This is a genomic window from Ramlibacter agri (assembly GCF_012927085.1).
GTDB lineage: Bacteria > Pseudomonadota > Gammaproteobacteria > Burkholderiales > Burkholderiaceae_C > Ramlibacter > Ramlibacter agri.
This window is the reverse complement of the sequence record NZ_JABBFX010000005.1, coordinates 143,099-163,556: the sequence shown is the minus strand read 5'-3', so window position 1 is coordinate 163,556 and position 20,458 is coordinate 143,099. Positions and strand designations below refer to the sequence as shown.

The 20,458-nt window shown below is 68.5% G+C and carries 2 protein-coding genes; one reads left to right on the top strand and one right to left on the bottom strand.

Going from position 1 to position 20,458, the window contains the following annotated elements:
* The first annotated feature begins 4 nt into the window (after positions 1-4).
* Positions 5-1,651, top strand: coding sequence for a chaperonin GroEL (gene groL, locus HHL11_RS32600; protein ID WP_169422812.1), 1,647 nt, complete (start codon positions 5-7; stop codon positions 1,649-1,651).
* A 75-nt stretch (positions 1,652-1,726) separates the two neighbouring features.
* Here groL and HHL11_RS32595 read toward each other — a convergent pair whose 3' ends face one another.
* The gene (locus HHL11_RS32595) at positions 1,727-20,452 is read right to left on the bottom strand and encodes a YDG domain-containing protein (protein WP_169422811.1); all 18,726 of its coding nucleotides are present in this window, start codon (positions 20,450-20,452) and stop codon (positions 1,727-1,729) included.
* Between the last annotated feature and the right edge of the window lie 6 nt (positions 20,453-20,458).

The window sequence follows — 20,458 nt, the reverse complement described above, 5'->3', positions numbered from 1 at the left end:
ACACATGGCTGCTAAAGACGTTGTGTTCGGTGCGGACGCCCGCCACCGCATGGTCGAAGGCGTGAACATCCTGGCCAATGCGGTCAAGGTGACCCTGGGCCCCAAGGGCCGCAACGTGGTGCTCGAGCGCTCCTTCGGCGCCCCCACCGTGACCAAGGACGGTGTGTCCGTGGCCAAGGAAATCGAGCTGAAGGACAAGCTGCAGAACATGGGCGCGCAGATGGTCAAGGAAGTCGCTTCCAAGACCTCCGACAACGCCGGTGACGGCACCACCACCGCCACCGTGCTGGCCCAGTCCATCGTGCGCGAAGGCATGAAGTACGTGGCCGCCGGCATGAACCCGATGGACCTGAAGCGCGGCATCGACAAGGCCGTCGTGGCCCTGACGGAGCAGCTGAAGAAGGCTTCCAAGCCCACCACCACCTCCAAGGAAATCGCGCAAGTCGGCTCCATCTCCGCCAACAGCGACGAATCCATCGGCAAGATCATTGCCGACGCGATGGACAAGGTCGGCAAGGAAGGCGTGATCACCGTCGAAGACGGCAAAAGCCTGGACAACGAGCTGGATGTCGTCGAAGGCATGCAGTTCGACCGCGGCTACCTGTCGCCCTACTTCATCAACAACCCCGAGAAGCAGGCCGCCCTGCTGGACAACCCCTTCGTGCTGCTGTACGACAAGAAGGTGTCCTCCATCCGTGACCTGCTGCCCGTGCTGGAGCAAGTCGCAAAGGCTTCGCGTCCGCTGCTGATCATCGCGGAAGAAGTCGAAGGCGAAGCGCTGGCGACCCTGGTGGTCAACACCATCCGCGGCATCCTGAAGGTCGTGGCCGTCAAGGCTCCTGGCTTCGGCGACCGCCGCAAGGCCATGCTGGAAGACATCGCCATCCTGACCGGCGGCAAGGTGATTTCGGAAGAAGTCGGCCTGACGCTGGAAAAGGTGACGCTGGCCGACCTGGGCCAGGCCAAGCGCATCGAAGTGGGCAAGGAAAACACCACGATCATCGATGGCACCGGCGCCGCTGCCGACATCGAAGCCCGCGTGAAGCAAGTGCGCGTGCAGATCGAGGAAGCCACGTCCGACTACGACCGTGAGAAGCTGCAAGAGCGCGTGGCCAAGCTGGCCGGCGGCGTTGCGGTGATCAAGGTCGGCGCCGCGACCGAAGTGGAAATGAAGGAAAAGAAGGCCCGCGTGGAAGACGCGCTGCACGCCACCCGCGCTGCCGTGGAAGAAGGCATCGTGGCCGGCGGCGGCGTGGCCCTGCTGCGTGCCCGCCAGGCTGCTGGCACCATCAAGGGTGACAACCCCGACCAGGACGCCGGCATCAAGCTGGTGCTGAAGGCGATCGAAGCCCCGCTGCGCGAAATCGTGGCGAACGCCGGTGGCGAGCCCTCCGTGGTGGTCAACGCCGTGCTGAACGGCAAGGGCAACCACGGCTTCAACGCCGCCAACGACACCTATGGCGACATGATCGAAATGGGTATCCTGGACCCGACCAAGGTGACCCGCACCGCGCTGCAGAACGCCGCGTCGGTCTCGTCCCTGATGCTGACGACCGAAGCCATGGTCGCGGAAGCGCCGAAGGAAGACGCTCCCTCCATGCCCGGTGGCGGCATGGGCGGCATGGGTGGCATGGGCGGCATGGACATGTAATGTCCGCCTGAAGCTTCCTGCTTCAACGAAAAAGCCGCGGCGAGAGCCGCGGCTTTTTTTGCTTTCAGGGGCAGGTCACGGCAGGCGCACTCCGCCGCCCACGATGTCCAGCCGCAGGGACTTGCGGCGTTTTTCTTCTTCCGGATCCGCCGGCGACGGCGGCATGGCGGGCGGTGTCGGTTGCGGGATCGCCTGCGTGGCCGCGACGACCAGCGACGCGATGGCAGGAACGGGCGCGGTGGCGGGCGCGGCGGTGACGTCGGCAACCAGGCCAGCCGGATCGCGCAGCGCGTAGTTGGCCGCATCCGCGCCGCTCAGCGCATATCCGCTGGCCGTCACCGGCTTGTCCCGGCCGGGGTTCGCATCGGCAAACACACCGCGCGCGGCGCTCGTGTCCAGGCTCACCGCGTCGCCGGCGAGCACGCCGGCCAGTGCGGCGCCGCTCGCGTCGAGCACCACGTTGGTGGTGGCATCGTATTCGCGGCTGATGGCGCTCACACCGGTGAGGGACAGCGTGGCCGCCGTGATGCTGGCGCTGAGGCCGGCTGGAGCGACGACCACATAGTTGCCGCTGTCGCTGCCTGCCAGCGTGACGCCGGAAACCGTCACGGCCTTGCCGGTGCCCACATTCTTGGTGTCGAACGCGCCGCTCGCGCCGGCCAGGGTGACGGCGTCTCCCGCGAGCACGCCCACCAGCGCACCGCCGCTGAAGCTCGCGGCCGTGGTGCTGTCGTAGACCTTGCCGTTCGCGCTCAGCCCGGCCACCGTCAGGTTGGCCGGCGTAACGTCCGCGGTGAGCCCCGTCGGATTCGCGACGACGTAGTTGCCGCTGTCGACGCCGGCGAGCGCCGCGCCGGTGACCGTCACGGGCTTGGCGTTGCCGACGTTCTTCGTGTCGAACGCACCGGCCATGCCCGTGAGCGTGACGGCATCGCCGGCATACACGCCGGCAAGACTGCCGCCGTTGAGCGTCGCAGCCGTGGTGCTGTCGTACACCTTGCTGCTCGCGCTCACGCCCGTGACCGTCAGCGTCGCCGCCGTGACGTCGGCCGTCAGTGCGGCCGGATTGGCGACGGTGTAGTTGCCGGCATCGGCGCCGCCCAGCGTCGCGCCCGACACGCTCACAACCTTGCCGGTGCCGACGTTCTTCGTGTCGAACGTGCCGGCCAGGCCGGACACCGTCACCGTGTCGCCGGCGAGCACGCCGGCGAGCGAACCGCCTACGAGGGTCGCCGCCGCCGTGCTGTCGTAGACCTTGTCTTGCGCAGTGATGCCGCTCACCGTCAGCGATGCCGGCGTGATGCTCGCCGCCAGGCCGGTGGGATTGGCCACCGTGTAGTTCCCGCTGTCGGTGCCGCCCAACGTGGCACCAGCCACCGTCACCGACTTGTTGGTGCCGGCGTTCTTGTCGGCAAAGCTGCCGGCCAGCCCGGACACGCTCACCGTGTCGCCGGCAATCACGCCGACCAGGTTCGCTGTACCAGTGTTCAGTGCGGCAGTCGTGGTGGCGTCATAGACCTTGTCCTGCGCCGTCACGCCGCTGACTGTCAACGCAGCGGGAGTGATGCTTGCGGTCAACCCGCTGGGGTTGCTTACCGTGTAGTTGCCGGCGTCGGCTCCGCCCAGCGTGGCACCGTTGACGCTCACCGCCTTGTTCGTGCCGGCGTTCTTGTCGGCGAAGCTGCCGGCCAGCCCGGACACGTTCACCGAGTCGCCCGCCAGCACGCCGGCGAGCGTCATGCCGGCCGTGTCCAGCGAGGCCGTGACGGTGCGGTCATAGACCTTGTCCTGCGCCGTCACGCCGCTCACCGTCAGCGACGCGGGAGTGATGCTGGCCGTCAAGCCCGTCGGGTTGCTGACCGTGTAGTTGCCGGCGTCGGCTCCGCCCAGCGCGGCACCGGAGACCGTGACTGCCTTGTTCGTGCCGGCGTTCTTGTCCGCGAAGCCGCCGGAAAGTCCCGAGACGCTCACGGCATCGCCGGCCAGCAGGCCGACCAGGCTCGCGGCGCCCGTGTTCAGCGAGGCCGTCGCGGTGGTGTCGTACACCTTGTCTTGCGCGGTGACACCGCTCACCGTCAGCGACGCTTGCGCGATGCTGGCCGTGAGGCCGGTGGGGTTGCTCACCGTGTAGTTGCCGCCATCCGTCCCGCCCAGCGTGGCGCCGGTAACGGTGACAGTCTTGTTCGTCCCCGCGTTCTTGTCCGCGAAGCTGCCGCTCAGGCCGGCGACGCTCACCACGTCGCCGGCGATCACGCCAACCAGGCTCGCAGCACCGGTGTCCAGCGTGGCGGACGCACCGCGGTCGTAGACCTTGTCCTGCGCCGCGACGCCGGTGATCGTCAACGCCGCGGGCGTGATGTTGGCCGTCAGCCCGGCGGGATTGCTCACGACGTAGTTCGTACCGTCCACCCCGCCCAGCGTCGCACCGCTGACGGTGACCACCTTGTTCGTGCCCGCGTTCCTGTCAGCGAAGCTGCCGCTCAGGCCCGACACGCTGACCGTATCGCCGGCGATCACGCCGACCAGGTTGGCGGCTGCCGTATCGAGCGTGGCAGTCGTGCTGCGGTCGTAGACCTTGTCCTGCGCGGTCACGCCGCTCACCGTGAGCGCCGCGGGCGTGATGCTCGCCACCAGGCCCGTGGGATTGCTCACAACATAGTTGCCGCCATCGGTGCCGCCCAGCGTGGCTCCGCTGACGGTGACCGCCTTGTTGGTGCCTGCGTTCTTGTCGGTGAAGCTTCCGCTCAGGCCGGAAAGCGATACCGTGTCGCCGGCGATCACGCCGACCAGGTTCGCAGCACCGGTGTTCAGCGACGCCGCCGTGGTGGCGTCGTAGACCTTGTCCTGCGCCGTCACGCCGCCGACCGTCAGCGACGCCGGCGTGATGCTCGCCGTCAGGCCCGTCGGGTTGCTCACCGTGTAGTTGCCGGCGTCGGCACCTCCCAAGGCCGCACCGGCGACGGTGACTGCCTTGTTCGTGCCTGCGTTCTTGTCGACGAAGGTGCCGCTCAGGCCCGACACGCTCACGGCGTCGCCGGCCAGCACGCCAACCAGGCTTGCTGCACCAGTGTTCAGCGAGGCCGCGGTGGTGGCGTCGTACACCTTGTCCTGCGCCGTGACACCGCTCACGGTCAGCGACGCCGGCGTGATGCTCGCCGTCAAGCCTGCCGGGTTGCTCACCGTGTAGTTGCCGGCGTCGGCACCGCCCAAGGCCGCACCGGCGACGGTGACTGCCTTGTTCGTGCCCGCGTTCTTGTCGGCAAAGCTCCCACTCAGGCCCGACACGCTGACCGAGTCGCCCGCAAGCACACCGGAAAGCGTGGCAGCGGACGTGTCCAACGAAGCGGTGATGGTGCGGTCATAGACTTTGTCCTGTGCCGTCACGCCGCTCACCGAGAGCTGCGCCGGGGTGATGCTGGCCGTGAGCCCCGTGGGGCTGCCGACCGTGTAGTTGCCGCCATCGGCGCCACCCAGGGTGGCGCCACTGACCGTGACCGCCTTGCTCGTGCCGGCGTTCCTGTCGGCGAAGCTGCCACTCAGGCCGGACAGGCTCACGGTGTCACCCGCGAGCACGCCGGAGAGCGTCGCAGCGGACGTGTCCAGCGAGGCGGTGGTCGTGCGGTCGTAGACCTTGTCCTGTGCGCCCACGCCGACGACCGTCAAGGTCGCGGGCGTAATGCCGGCCGTCACGCCGGCAGGGTTGTTCACCGTGTAGTTGCCGGCGTCCGCCCCGCCCAGCGTCGCACCAGCCACCGTCACCGCCTTGCTCGTGCCGACGTTCTTGTCGGCGAAGCTGCCCGTCATGCCCGACACGCTCACCGCATCGCCGGCGACCACGCCGCCCAGGCTTGCAGATCCCGTGTTCAGCGTGGCAATCGTGGTGGTGTCGTACACCTTGTCCAGCGCCGTGACGCCGCTCACCGTGAGCGACGCCGGCGTGATGCTGGCCGTGATCCCCGTCGGGTTGCTGACCGTATAGTTGCCACCATCGGCCCCGCCCAGCGTCGCACCGCTGACCGCCACGGCCTTGCTCGTGCCCGCATTCTTGTCCGCAAAGCTGCCTGAAAGGCCCGAGACGCTGACTGTGTCGCCGGCGATCACGCCGACCAGGATCGCGGCACCGGTGTTCAGCGAAGCAGTCGTCGTGGCGTCGTAGACCTTGTCCTGCGCCGACACGCCGCTCACCGTCAACGCCGCCGGCGTGATGCTCGCCGTCAGCCCGGAGGGGTTGCTCACGACGTAGTTGCTGCCGTCGGCACCGCTCAACGTGGCACCGGCGACCGTGACCGCCTTGTTCGTTCCGGCGTTCTTGTCGGCAAAGCTCCCGCTCAGGCCCGACACGCTCACCGAGTCGCCCGCAAGCACGCCGACCAGGCTTGCCGCACCTGTGTTCAGCGAAGCCGCCGTGGTGGCGTCGTACACCTTGTCCTGCGCGGTGACACCGCTCACCGTCAGCGACGCGGGCGTGATGCTCGCCGCCAGGCCCGTCGGGTTGGTCACCGTGTAGTTGCCAGCGTCGGCTCCGCCCAGCGTTGCACCAGCGACGGTGACCGCCTTGTTCGTGCCGGCGTTCTTGTCCGCGAAGCTTCCGGAAAGTCCCGACACGCTCACCGTGTCGCCGGCAATCACGCCGACCAGGTTGGCGGCTGCCGTGGCGAGCGTGGCCGTCGTGCCGCGGTCGTAGGCCTTGTCCTGCGCGGTCACGCCGCTCACCGTGAGCGCCGCGGGGGTGATGCTCGCCACCAGGCCCGTGGGGTTGCTTACGACATAGTTGCCGCCATCGGCGCCGCCCAGCGTCGCGCCGCTGACCGTCACCGATTTGTTCGTGCCGGCGTTCTTGTCCGCGAAGCTGCCACTCAGGCCCGACACACTCACCGTATCGCCGGCCAGCACGCCGGCCAGCGTTGCGGCACCCGTGTTCAGCGCGGCAGTCGTCGTGGCGTCGTACACCTTGTCCTGCGCGGTGACGCCGCTCACCGTGAGCTGCGCTGGCGTGATGCTCGCCGTCAGGCCTGCCGGGTTGGCCACCGTGTAGTTGCCCGCGTCCACGCCGCCCAGCGTGGCACCGTTGACGGTGACCGCCTTGTTCGTACCGACGTTCCTGTCGCCGAAGCTGCCGCTCAGGCCCGACACGCTCACCGTATCACCCGCGAGCACGCCGGCGAGAGCGGCCGCGGACGTGTCCAGCGATGCGGCCGTGGTGCGGTCGTACACCTTGTCCAGCGCCGTGACGCCGCTCACCGTGAGCGACGCCGGCGTGATGCTCGCCGCCAGGCCCGTGGGGTTGGCCACGGTGTAGTTGGCCGCATCCGCCCCGGCCAGCGTGGCGCCGGCCACCGTCACGGACTTGTTCGTGCCGGCGTTCTTGTCGGCGAAGCTGCCGCTGAGGCCCGACACGCTCACGGTGTCGCTTCCCAGCACGCCGACCAGGCTGGCGAATCCTGTGTTCAGGGAAGCCGCCGTCGTGGTGTCGTACACCTTGTCCTGCGCGGTGACGCCGCCCACCGTGAGTTGCGCCGGCGTGATGCTGGCCGTCAGCCCGGAGGGGTTGCTCACCGTGTAATTGCCGCCATCGGTGCCCCCCAGCGTCGCGCCGCTGACCGCCACGGCTTTGTTCGTGCCCGCGTTCTTGTCGGCGAAGCTGCCGGAGAGACCCGAGACGCTGACCGTGTCGCCGGCAATCACGCCGACCAGGTTCACGGCACCGGTGTTCAACGCTGCGCTCGTCGTGGCGTCGTAGATCTTGTCCTGCGCAGTGACACCGCTCATCGTGAGCTGCGCCGGCGTGATGCTGGCCGTCAGCCCGGCGGGATTGCTCACGATGTAGTTCGCGCCGTCCGCCCCGCCCAACGTGGCGCCGTTGACGGTCACCGCCTTGTTCGCACCCGCGTTCTTGTCGGCAAAGCTCCCGCTCAGGCCCGAGACATTCACCGCATCGCCGGCCAGCACGCCGACCAGGGTTGCGGCGCCCGTGTTCAGCGAGGCAATCGACGTGGCGTCGTACACCTTGTCCTGTGCCGTCACGCCGCTGACCGTCAGCGACGCCGGCGTGATGCTCGCGGTCAGGCCCGCCGGATTGGTCACCGTGTAGTTGCTGGCATCGGCTCCGCCCAGCGTTGCACCCGCGACGGTGACCGCCTTGTTCGTGCCAGCGTTCTTGTCCGCGAAGCTGCCGGAAAGGCCAGCCACGTTCACGGCGTCGCCGGCCAGCACGCCGACCAGGCTCGCGGCACCAGTCCCCAGCGACGCCGTCGTCGTGGTGTCGTACACCTTGTCCTGCGCGGTGACGCCGCTGACCGTCAGCGCCGCGGGTGTGATGCTCGCCGTCAAGCCCGTCGGGTTGGTCACGGTGTAGTTGCCCGCGTCGGCCCCGCCCAGCGTGGCGCCGCCGACCGTCACCGTCTTGTTCGTCCCGGCATTCTTGTCCGCGAAGCTGCCGGCCAGCCCCGACACGCTCACCGCATCGCCCGCCAGCACGCCGGAGAGCGTGGCCGCTGCCATGTCCAGCGAGGCCGTGGTGCTGCGGTCGTAGACCTTGTCCTGCGCAATCACACCGCTCACCGTCAACGCCGCGGGCGTGATGCTTGCCGCCAGGCCCGTGGGGTTGCTCACGATGTAGTTGCCGCCATCGGCGCCACCCAGCGTGGCGCCGGCAACGGTCACCGACTTGTTCGCGCCGGCGTTCTTGTCGGCGAAGCTGCCGGAAAGGTTCGACACGCTCACGGCATCGCCGGCCAGCACGCCGTTGAGCGTGGCGGCCGTCGTGTCCAGCGAAGCCGTGGTGGTACGGTCGTACACCTTGTCCTGCGCGATGACGCCGCTCACGGTCAGCGACGCCGGCGTGATGGTCGCCGCCAGGCCCGTGGGGTTGGCCACCGTGTAGTTGGCCGCATCCGCCCCGGCCAGCGTGGCGCCGCCCACCGTCACGGACTTGTTCGTGCCGGCGTTCTTGTCGGCGAAGTTGCCGCCGAGGCCCGACACGCTCACCGAATCGCTTCCCAGCACGCCGTTGAGCGTGGCGGCCGTCGTGTCCAGCGACGCCGTGGCGGTACGGTCGTACACCTTGTCCTGCGCGGTCACACCGCTCACCGTCAGCGACGCAGGCGTGATGCTCGCCGTCAGGCCCGTCGGGTTGCTCACCACATAGTTGCCGCCATCGGCGCCGCCCAGGGTCGCGCCGCTGACTGTCACCGATTTGTTCGTGCCGGCGTTCTTGTCCGCGAAGCTGCCGCTCAGGCCCGACACGGTCACCGTATCGCCGGCGATCACACCGACCAGGCTCGCGGCACCAAGGAGCGAGGCCGTCGTGGTGGTGTCGTACACCTTGTCCTGCGCCGTCACGCCGCTCACCGTCAACGAAGCGGGCGCGATGCTGGCCGTCAAACCGGCGGGGGCGCTCACGACGTAGTTGCCTCCGTCCGCGCCACTCAGCGTCGCACCGTTGACGGTGACCGCCTTGCTGGTGCCCACGTTCCTGTCGGCGAAGCTGCCGCTCAAGCCCGACACGCTCACCGTGTCGCCTGCCAGCACGCCGGAGAGCGTGGCAGCGGACGTGTCCAGGGAAGCGGCGGTGGTGCGGTCGTACACCTTGTCCTGTGCGACGACGCCGCCAACCGTCAGCGAGGCGGGCGTGATGCTGGCCGTGACGCCCGTCGGGTTGGTCACCGTGTAGTTGCCGGCATCGGCCCCGCCCAGCGTGGCGCCGGCGACCGTCACCGACTTGTTCGTGCCGGCGTTCTTGTCGGCGAAGCTGCCCGTCATGCCGGACACGCTCACCGCGTCGCCGGAGATGACGCCGGACAGGCTCGCGGCGCTGGTGTTCAGCGCGGCGGCCGTGGTGGTGTCGTACACCTTGTCCTGCGCGGTCACACCGCTCACCGCCAGCGACGCAGGCGTGATGCTTGCGGTCAAGCCGGTGGGATTGCTCACGACATAGTTGCCGCCGTCGGCTCCGCCCAGCGTCGCGCCACTGACCGCGACCGCCTTGTTGGTGCCTGCATTCTTGTCCGCGAAGCTGCCGGCCAGGCCCGACACGCTGACCGAGTCGCTTCCCAGCACGCCGTTGAGCGTGACGCCGGACGTGTCCAGCGACGCGGCGGTGCTGCGGTCGTAAACCTTGTCCTGCGCCGTCACGCCGCTCACCGTGAGCGCTGCCGGCGTGATGCTCGCCGTCAGGCCCGTCGGGTTGCTGACCGTGTAGTTGCCGGCGTCGATGCCGGCCAGCGTGGCACCGGCCACGGTGACGTCCTTGTTGGTGCCCGCGTTCTTGTCGGCGAAGCTGCCGGAAAGGCCACCCACGCTCACGGAATCGGTTCCCAGAACACCAAGCAGGCTCGCGGTCCCGGCGAGCGAGGCCGCCGTCGTGGTGTCGTACACCTTGTCCTGCGCCGTCACGCCAGTCACCGTCAGCGTCGCCGGCGTGATGCTGGCCGTCAGGCCCGTCGGGTTGCTCACCGTGTAGTTGCCGGCGTCGGCGCCGCCCAGCGTGGCGCCGCTGACCGCCACGGCCTTGTCCGTTCCCGCGTTCTTGTCCGCGAAGCCGCCCGTCAAGCCCGAGACCGTCACCACGTCGCCCGCGATGAGGCCGCCCAGGACGGCCGCGCCGGTATTCAGCGTCGCCACTGTGCTGGCGTCGTACACCTTGTCCTGCGCCGTGACGCCGCTCACCGTCAGCGCTGCGGGCGTGATGTTCGCGGTCAAGGCGCCGCCTGTATTCACCAGTACGTAATTGCCGGCGTCCGCGCCCTGCAGCGCGCTGCTGACGTCGACCACCTTGGCAGTGCCGACGTTCTTGTCGGCGAAGCTCCCGCCATCGGTCTTCAGGCTCACCACGTCGCCGCTGACGATGCCCGCGGTGTTCAGCGTGCCGCTCACCGACGCCGCCGTGGTGCCGTCATAGACCTTGTCGCTCGTGGTGACCGTGCCCGTGACCTGCTTCTGCGCGATCGCGTAGCTGCCGGCGTAGCTGATGTCGTAGCCCAGCTGGCCGGAATACAGGTCGCCGCTCACCGCCAGGTTGCCGCCGGCGACGCTGTAGGCGCCCGCGTTCCTGCTGCCGGTGGCGTAGTTGATGCTGGCGCTGCCGCTGACGCTGACGCTCGCGGTGCCGTCGCTGAGCGTGTAGCCGGCGCTGCCACTGGCGGCGCTGCCGTCGTAGGTCTTGCCCAGGCCACTTTGCAGCGTCGCGGTCAGCGGCGTGAGGAAGGCGCGCAGCAGCGGCAAGGTGCTGCCTTCGTAGATGCGCCAGGTACTGCCCGTGCCGCCTTCTGCGTCGATGCTCCAGCCCGCGCCGGCATAGGTGCTCGATTGGGTGGTGAGGCTGCCGTCGGAGAAGTTGGCGGCAAGATTGGTTCCCGCGGTAGCGCCCGTCAGCGCTCCAGCCGCGATTCTGCCGGTGACACCGCCCGTGGCATAGGTATTGGTGATGTTGCCGTAGACGGCCTGGCCGAGCAGTCCGCCCACGCCCACGAAGCCGCTGACGTTGCCTGTCGCATAGGCATCGAGGATGCTGGCGCTGTTCATGTAGCCCACCAGCCCGCCGGTGTTCGATCCGCCGTGCGCGTCGCCGACGACATCGCCCGTCGCGAACGCGGTGGAGACCCCGCCCCCCATCATGGCGCCTATCAGGCCACCCGCATCGCTGGGGGCCGCGACATTGCCCGTCGCGTAGACCGTGCTGACGCTTCCGCCCGCCAGGTAGCCCACCAGGCCACCGGCGAAGTCGTTGCCACCGACCATGCCCGCCGCATGTGAGTTGTCCAGGGCACCGCCCTGCATGTAGCCCACCAGGCCACCAACCCATTTGTCGCCGTTGACGCCACCCGTGGCATAGGAGCGGCTGATGCTGCCCTCGCTGTAGCCCGCCAGGCCGCCGACATGGCCGCCGCCCTGGACGCCGGCCGTGGCGTACACGTTGTCGATGCTGCTGGTTCCGAGGGCCACGCCTACCAGCGCGCCCGTGTTGTCACCGCCGACGATGTTGCCGCCCGCCAGGCCGACGTTCGTCACCGTCGCGTCCTGGATGACGCCGAACAGGCCCGTGCCGTTGTTGCCTGCCCGGTTGATGGCCAGGTTGCCGATGACATGGCCTTGCCCGTCGAAGCTGCCGGTGAAATAGTGGGTCCCGTTGCCGATCGGCGTGAAGCCCGCGCCCCCATCCCAGGCTGCCGCGGCGCTGGCATCGATGTCGTTCGCCAATGCGAAGCTCTGGCCCAGCAACGGCGTGGAGGCCATGCCTTGCAGGCCATAGACGTCGGCGACCAGGTAGGGCGAAGCCGTGCTGCCGTCCCCGCCCACGACGCGCAGGAAGCTGCCGCCGGCGATGCGGAAGTCCCCCGTGCTGAAGCTGGGCAGCGTACTGGCGTTTTGCACCCAGTTGCCACCCAGGAGTGTGAACAGGCCGCCGACGTTCGTCGCACCGCTGTTGGTGATGGTGCCGGTGGCATTCAGCGTCAGGGTTCCGGTGGCCGTCACACCCGCCATCGCGATGCTGTTTCCGGCGATGTCCAGGCGATCCCCGCTCAGTGTTCCGCTCGCGGTGATCGAGCCGGTTGCCGCCAGTTTGAGGTCGCTGCCCGCGTTGACGCTGGCCAGCGAGATCGTGCCGCCGCTGATGTCCTGGTGGGCTCCGGAGATCAGGCCGCTGCTCGTGACGTCGTTGGTGGCCCGCACGCGCAGCAGGTCGCTGACGGCGGCATCCGCCAGCGAGACGTTGCTGGCGGTGATGTCCAGGTTGTGGCCGGTCACGGCGCCGCTGATGGTCACATCCCCCGCGGCGGCTATCGTGGCGTCGTTGACGTTGAGCGTGGAAAGCGCGAGCGAGCCGCTGGTGTCGAGCGCGAGGTGGTCGCTGACCGCAAGTTGCGAAACCAGGGCTTGCGTGATCGCGGGTGCGGTGACGCTCACGACCGGGCTGGTCAGCATCCCGCTGCTGCTGAGGCTGCCCGTGGCGGTCAGCGACAAGCCGTAACTCAAGCTCGCGCCGGCGAGGGCGATGTTGTGCGCCTGGACGTCCAGCGCGAGGCCGCTGAGCGCCGCGCCGGCGCTCACGTTGCCGGTGGTGTCGACGACCAGCTTGCCGCTGGTCCAGCTCAGGCCGGCGGACGGCAGCACGATATCGCCCGCCGCGCTGCCCGCCGTGTCCGGTGTGCTGATGACGCGGCTGCCGGTCAGGACCAGGTCGTAGCCTTGCTGCGTGGAGTACACGCCGCTCATGGCCACGGAGGCCGTGGCCGTGTAGGTGCCCGCCGCGCCGCCGCTCAGTGTGAGCGTTCCTCCGCCAGTCCCCAAGCCGGTGGCCGTGCCGAAGACCAGCGGATCGCTGCTGCTGAAGTTGAGGCCCGTGAGCGTCACGGCGCCGATGTCGCCCATGGCCAGCGTGGTCCAGCCGTCGTACACGGGCGCGACGCCCACGCCCGTGACGGCATAGGGCTTGAGGAAGCTGCGCAGCAGCGGCGTCGTGTTGCCGTCGTAGATGCGCCAGATGCTGCCGGTGCCGCCCGCGTTGTCGATATCGCTACCCCAGGAGGCATAGTTGGACAGCGATTGCAGCTGCGCCAGCGTCCGGGCTTCACCGACGCTGTTGCCGCTCCAGTCGCCGCCGGCGGTGCCGCCGTTGTTGATCGCGGTAGTGCCGGCGGCATCGGCGGTCGTGGCGTAGAAGCTGTTGCTGGCGGTGCCGTTGCCGGCCAGGCCGCCCACGCTCTGGATGCTGCCCGCCTGGTTCGCTACGGAGAAGGAGCGATCGAACGTGTACCCGGGCCGGGGTTGCTGGAACGTTGACACGACGCTGTGGGTGCCGCTGACCGTGCCGGTGGCGTAGCTTTGGTCTATGGTGCCTCCGCCCCCCGCCAGTCCACCGACGAAGCTGTTGCTGCTGATGTTGAAGCTGGCCGATCCGAAGTTGAGCTGGGAGGAATCGATGATCCCGGTGCCGTAGTTGATCCGGAAGTCATTGGTGACACTGCCGGTGGCATAGGCACTGCTCACGCGACCCAGGTTCTGGCCCACCAGCCCCCCGAGATACTGGTCACCCGCCACGCTGAAGCTGGCATTGACCGTCGTGAGACGCGCGAATACGTCACCGACCTGGAAGGACGCCTGGAAGCTGTTGCTGACGCTGCCGCTGGCGTAGGAACGGCTGACCGTGCCCGTGTTCACGCCCACCAGCCCGCCCAGCATGCGCGTGGCGTCGAGGCTGGCGCTTGGCGTGTAGGTGACGTTGGAGACGTTGTTCGTGGGCGTGACGAAGGAGTAGCTGAACTGGACGCCGGCGCCGCTGACGCTGCTGTCGGCATAGGCGTCGGTGATGGTGCCGTCGTTCTGGGCGGCCAGCGGGCCGACCGCGCGCCCGCCGACGAACGAGCTCCCGCTCACGCCGATGTTGCTCAGGCTGCCGGTCGTTCCCACGTGCCCGAACAGGCCGACTTCGCTGTCCTGGGGACGGTTCATCACCAGGTGGGTGACGGCGTGGTCCTGGCCGTCCAGGCTGCCAGTGAAGGGGTTTGCCGCCGTGCCGATGGGGATGAAACCAGCGCCGGCATTCCAGGTGCCGGCGCTGGTCGCGTCGATGTCGTTGGCCAGCGCGAAGCTCGCGCCGAGCAGGGAGGAAATGCCCTGCAGGCCATAGACATCGGCGATGCGATAGGGCGACGCGTTGCTGCCGTCGCCACCCAGGGCACGCACGAAGCTCCCGCCGGCGAGGCGGAAGTCGTTGACGCTGAAGGACGGCAGCGTGCTGCCGTCCTGCATCCAGTCGCCGTTCTGCAGCGTGAAGATGCCGGCGACGTTCGTCGCGCCGCTGTTGCCTATCGTGCCGCCGGCGTTTAGCGTCAGGTTGCCGCTGGCCGTGACTCCGGCCAGGGAGACATCGTCGCCGGCGATGGCCAGGTTGGTCCCGCTGAGTGCGGCGCTCGACCCGACGTCGCCCGTGGCATTGATGGTCAGGCTGCCGCTGGTCGTCGCTCCAGCCAGCGAGACATCGTGGGCGCCAATGGTCAGGGTGACGCCATGGAGCGCCGCGCCCGCGCTGACGCTGCCCGTGGTGCTGATGTTCAGCGTCCCCTGGGTCCACGTTGCACCGTTCGCCAGCGACACCTCGCCCGCCGCCGTGCCCGGCGTGCTGATGACGCGGCCGGCGTTGACGATGTCGTAGCCACGCTGGCCCGAGTAGAGGGCGGCGGTGGCGCCGCCGACGGTCGCCGTGTAGCCTCCGCCTCCTGCCAGTCCGGTGAGCGTGAGCGAGGTGCCGTCCGTCAAGCTGCCCTGGATGGCGTCGGGACGGTTGGCCGGGTTGGTGGCGACCGGCTCGTAGCTCGCGATGTTGGTCATCGCCGTGCCCGATCCGTCGAAGGTCGCCTGCAGGTTGTACGGCGTCAGGAAGGAACGCAGCAAGGGCGTCGTGAGGCCGTCGTAGATGCGCCAGACGCTGCCCGTGCCGCCCTGCGCATCGATGCTGCCGCCCCAGGCGGCATAGGTGCCCAGGTTCTCCAACTGGGCGTAGGTCAGGCCGGTCGCGCCGGAGACCGTGTTGCCGGTCCAGAAATAGTCGCCGTTCTGGATGGCGGAGCCGCCGTTGTTGACGGTGCCGCCGCCGCTGTTGGTGGTGGCATAGAAGCTGTTGGCGACGCCGCCGTCGTTCCTGCCCACCAGGCCACCGATGTAGTAGGCCCAGGTCGGGTTGCTGGTGGAGGGGGCGTAGACACGGACGCTGCCCGCCGCGTAGCTGTTGCTGATGCCGCCGTTGTTGTAGCCTACCAGGCCGCCAATGGAGTTGTAGCTGTAGCTGACATTGAGCGCCCCGACGCGATAGGTATCGTCCGCGTTGACGGTGCCCGTCGCGTAGGCATTGCTGATGTTGCCCGCGTTGGAGCCGACCAGGCCGCCGATGCTGCCGCCGCCGCCGGCGCTGTGGACACCAGTCGTGGCGAAGACGTTGTTGATGACGGTCCCGCCCATGGCGTAGCCGACCAGCGGCCCGATGTTGCTGCGCCCCGTCAAGTAGCCGCCCGCGAGCCCGACATTCTTCACCGTCGCGTTCTGGGTGATGCCGAAGAGCCCCTGGTAGCTGGCGCTGGGCCTGTAGATGGTGAGGCCGCTGATGACGTGGCTCTGGCCGTCGAACGTCCCGGTGAAGGGCCGATAGGCGAGGCAGCCGCCGTTGCATGGGTCGTACGCAGTGCCGATGGAAGCGAAGCCCGCGCCCGCATTCCAGCTGGCGGTGCTGCTGGCGTCGATGTCGTTCGCCAGCGCGAAGTTCCGGCTCAGGAGCGAGGTCGACGCCATGCCTTGCAGGCCGTAGACATCGGCGATCTCGTAGGGCGAGCTGCTGCTGCCATCGCCCCCCAGCACGCGCAGGAAGCTGCCGCCGGCGATGCTGAAGTCCTTCACGCTGAAGGATGGCAGCGTGCTGCTGTTCTGCACCCAGTTGCCGCCGTTCATGACGAAGCTGCCGTTGCTGCTCTGGATGCTGCCCGCGGCCGTTGCCGTTCCCGCGGTGGCTATGACCAGGGTGCCGCTGGTCCAGTTGGCGCCGTTGGCCAGCGACACGTCGCCCGCTGCCGTGCCCGGCGTGCTGATGGTGCGAACCGCGGCGCCGCTGAGGTCGTAGCCCTGCTGGGTGGAATACAGGGCCAGGCTGGCCGTGTAGCCGTTGCCGCCGGCCAGCCCGGTCAGGGTCAGCCGGTTGGTGTTCACCAGCAGGGGATCGTTCGTTCCGCCGGAGTAGCTGGCGACATTGCCCAGTGCGGTCCCCGAGCCGTCGAAATCCGGCACCACGCTGAGGGTGTACGGCGTCAGGAAGGAGCGCAGCAAGGGCGTGGCGAGGCCGTCGTAGATGCGCCAGGTGCTGCCCGTGCCGCCCTGCGCATCGATGCTGCTGCCCCAGGTGGCGTACGAACCCAGGCTCTGGAGCTGCGCGCGGGTCAGGCCCGTGATCTTGTTGTAGTAGGGGTAGTTGCCGCCCCACGCACCGGAATAGCCGCCGCCGTTGTTGATCGCATTGCCGTTGCTGTCGGTCGTGGCATAGAAATTGTTGGCGAGGGTTGGCATGCCCCTGAAGGTGTTGGAGGCATCGATGAATCCCATGGAACCCACCAGGCCACCCAGCGATGCCGAGCCGCCGACGCTGCCGCTCGCGTAGGTGTTGCTGATGCTGCCGTACACCTGTTGGCCCACCAGGCCGCCGACGTAGCTTGCGCCATTGACGTTGCCACCGGCGTAGGCATTGCTGATGCTGCCTTCGTCGTAGCCCACCAGGCCGCCGACACGGTCTCCGGTGCCGCCGACGTTCGCCGTGGCGTACACGTTGGCTAAGCTGCTGCTGCCGTAGGCCGCGCCTGCCAGCGCACCGGTCTTGCCGCCGCCCGTGATGTTGCCACCCGCCACGCCGACGTTTTCCACCGTGGCGTTCTGGATGACGCCGAACAGCCCCGTGCCTTCGTTGCCGGGCCGGTAGATCGTGAGGCCGCTGATGCTGTGGCTCTGGCCGTCGAGACTGCCCGTGAATGCAGTGGTGGTGTTGCCGATGGGAACGAAACCCGCGCCGGCATTCCAGTTGGCCGTGCCGCTGGCGTCGATCTCGTTCGTCAGCACGAAGCTGTCGCCCAGCAGCCAGCTCTGGGCCATGCTCTGCAAGCCGTAGACGTCGGCGATGCGGTACGGCGAAGCACTGCTGCCGTCGCCGCCCTGCACGCGCAGGAAGCTGCCGCCGGTCAAGCGGAAGTCGCCGGCGCTGAAAGCCGGCAGCGTGGCGCTGTTCTGCACCCAGTCGCCGTTCTGCAGGTCGAAGAGTCCCGACACGGTCACCGCGTGGTCTTCGGTGATGGTGCCGCCGGCGTTGAGCGTGAGACTGGCGAGGTTGTACGACGGCAGCACGAGCGAGCCGCTGGTGTTGAGCGTGAGGCTGCCGCTGACCGGGAGGTTGTCCAGGAAGGTGGCGGTGATGTCCGGTGCCGTGATGGTGGCGGCGGCGGTGCTCAGGGGCGCAATGTTGCTGAGGGTGCCGGCGGTATTCACCGTCAGGCTGTTGCTGAGGCTGCCCCCGGCCAGCGCGACGTTCGCGGCGCTGATGTTCAGGCTGGTGCCGTTGAGGGCCGCGCTGGCGCTGACGTTGCCGCTGGTGTTGATGTTCAGGGTGCCGCTGGTCCAGCTCAGTCCGCCCGAGGGCAGCACCACGTCACCCGCGGCGCCGCCCGCCGTGTCGGCGGTGCTGATGACGCGGCTTCCCTTGAAGCTGAGGTCGTAGCCCTGCTGGGTGGAATAGACGCCGTCGAGGCTGGTTGCCAGCGTGGCTACGTAGCTGCCGGCCGCGCCCCCGCTCAGCGTGAGCGTGCCGCCGGTGCCGCCGCTGGTGAGCGTGCCCAGGATCAGCGGATCGCTGATGTTGCCGGTGTACGTGAAGCTCGCGATGCTGCCAAAGGACGTGGTCAAGCCGTCGTAGTCCGGCGTCACCGTGACGACGTAAGGCCTCAGGAAGGAACGCAGCAGGGGCGTCGTGTTCCCGTCGTAGATGCGCCAGGCCGCGCCCGAGCCGCCTTGCGCAGCGATGCTGCTGCCCCAGGACGAGAAGGTGCTGAGCCTCTGGAGATCGGCGTAGGTCCTGCCGAGGCTGGTGGTGCCGTAGTAGTAGTCGGCGCTCCCGGTGTTGATGGCATTGCCGGCGGCATCCGTCGTGGCGTAGAAGCTGTTGCTGGTGGCGCCGCCGCAGGTCAGTCCGCAGAACCATCCCACGCCCGCTCCCGAGACCGAGCCCGTGACGTAGCTGTTGCTGATGCTGCCGGAACTGACACCGACCAGGCCACCGACATTGCTGGCCGAGGCATAGCCAATGTTGTCGACGATGTTGACGTTGCCCGTGGCGTAGGCCTGGTTGATGCTGCCGTAGTTGAAGCCGACCAGCCCGCCGACATAGTCGCTGTTGGCGCCGAAGAAGTTCACGATCCCAGCACTGGAACTGCCGGTGACGTTGGCGGTGGAATAGACGTTGCTGATCGTGCCGTCGTTTTCGCCGGCCAGCGCCCCCACGCCGTAGTCCCCCGCGATGGAGCCTCCGGCCAGTCCGACGTTGCGCACCACGGAGCCATAGCCGATCCAGCTGAAGAGGCCGACATAGAAGCCTCCTTGGTAGCTGCCGGGATCGACCGTGTTGTTGATCGTGAGGTTCTTGACGCTGTGATTCAGGCCATCGAACGCACCGGTGAACTGCGTTGCATAGAGCACGTTGCTGGACGGATTGCCCAGCGGCTCGAACCCCTTCCCGCCGTTCCACCCCGCCGTGGCACTGGCATCGATGTCCGACCCCAGCACGTAGTAGCCTGCCAGGTTGCCGTTGATGCCCTGCAGGTCCGTACCCGTGGTGGACCCCTGCGCACCCAGGCTGGTGATGATGGTCCAGTTGATGGGCGTGCCGTCGCTTCCCAGCTTGGTCTGGAAGCTGCCGCTGCTGGCCAGGTCCACCGGCGCGTTGACGTTGTAGCTCGCCGTGTTGTTCGCGGCCACCGCGCCCTGCCCGTACCACAGCGCCAGGCCCGCGGTGCCGCTGCCGCTCATCACCGCATTGATGTTGACGTTGCGCTGCGCGTTCAGCGTGAGCGTGTTGGCGCTCCAGCTCACCGTGTCGTTGATGTTGACGTCGCCGCTGCCGGCGCTCCCGCCGGCCGTGCTCTGGATCTCCACGTCGGTGGTGGTGAGCGCGTTGCTCAGGGCCGCGCCCGTCATGTCGCCGCCGGAGGCAGCCACGGTGTAGTCGGTGGGGTCGATCAGCCACTTGCCGGTCTGGCCTTGCGCCGCCTGCGTCGTGATGTGCGCGCTGTCGCTCACCTTCACCGTCGCGCCGCTCGTTTCGATGAAGCCGCCGTTGCCGCCGTTGGGCGCGCTCGCGTCCAGCGTGCCGTCCACCTGCACGGTGCCGCCGTTGGATCCGCCCAGCAGCCTGATCGTGCCGTTGCGGTTCTCCAGCGTGCGCGCCTGGATCAGGCCGGTGTTGTTGACCACCGTGGCGGCCAGCGTGTCGGCCGCGCGCGCGGTCAGCACCGCGGTGCCGCCGTCGGCGCGGATCACGCCGCCGTTGGCAGCGAGCGCGTTCAGCGTTCCTTCGTCGACCGACAGGCGCAGCAGGCCATCGCCGGCGAAGTCCAGTGTCACCTTGTTGCCCGCAGCCAGCGCCGCGGTGCCCTTGTCCGCGGTGATCGTGCCGCTGTTCTGCACCTGCGCGCCGACCAGCGCGATGTAGCCGCCCGGCGCGGCGTTCAGCGTGCCCTCGTTGCGGACAACGCCCGTGCCGTTGCCTTGCAGCACGTAGCGGCCCGCGAGGAAGTCCGCATCCGACATCGACAGCGTCGACGCCAGCAGTCCGCCCACGTTGACCTGCGCCGAGCGGCCGAACAGCACGCCGTTCGGGTTGAGCAGGAACACCTGCCCGTTGGCGTTGATGTTGCCCAGGATGCTGCTGCCGTCCGTGCCCACCACGCGATTGAGTGCGATGGCACTGGCGCCGGGCTGCACGAAGTTGACGGTCTCCTGCGTGCCCACGCTGAAGCTTTGCCAGTTGATCGCCAGCTTCGAACTGTCCTGCCGGATGGTCGTGACCGGCCCGGCCTGCTGGATGCTGCCCTGCCCCGCGCTGATCTGCCCGCCCGTCGGCTCGGCCAGCGCGCTGCCGGCCACCAGGCCCGCCAACCCGAGCAGCCGCGCCGCGCGTGCCTTCTTGCCCAGGCTCTTCTTGCCGCGCCCGCCCGCCGTCTCGGCCACCGCCTGGTAGGCCCCGGTACTGTCGTTCCAGATGATGCGGTAGACGTGGTTCATGGCGTC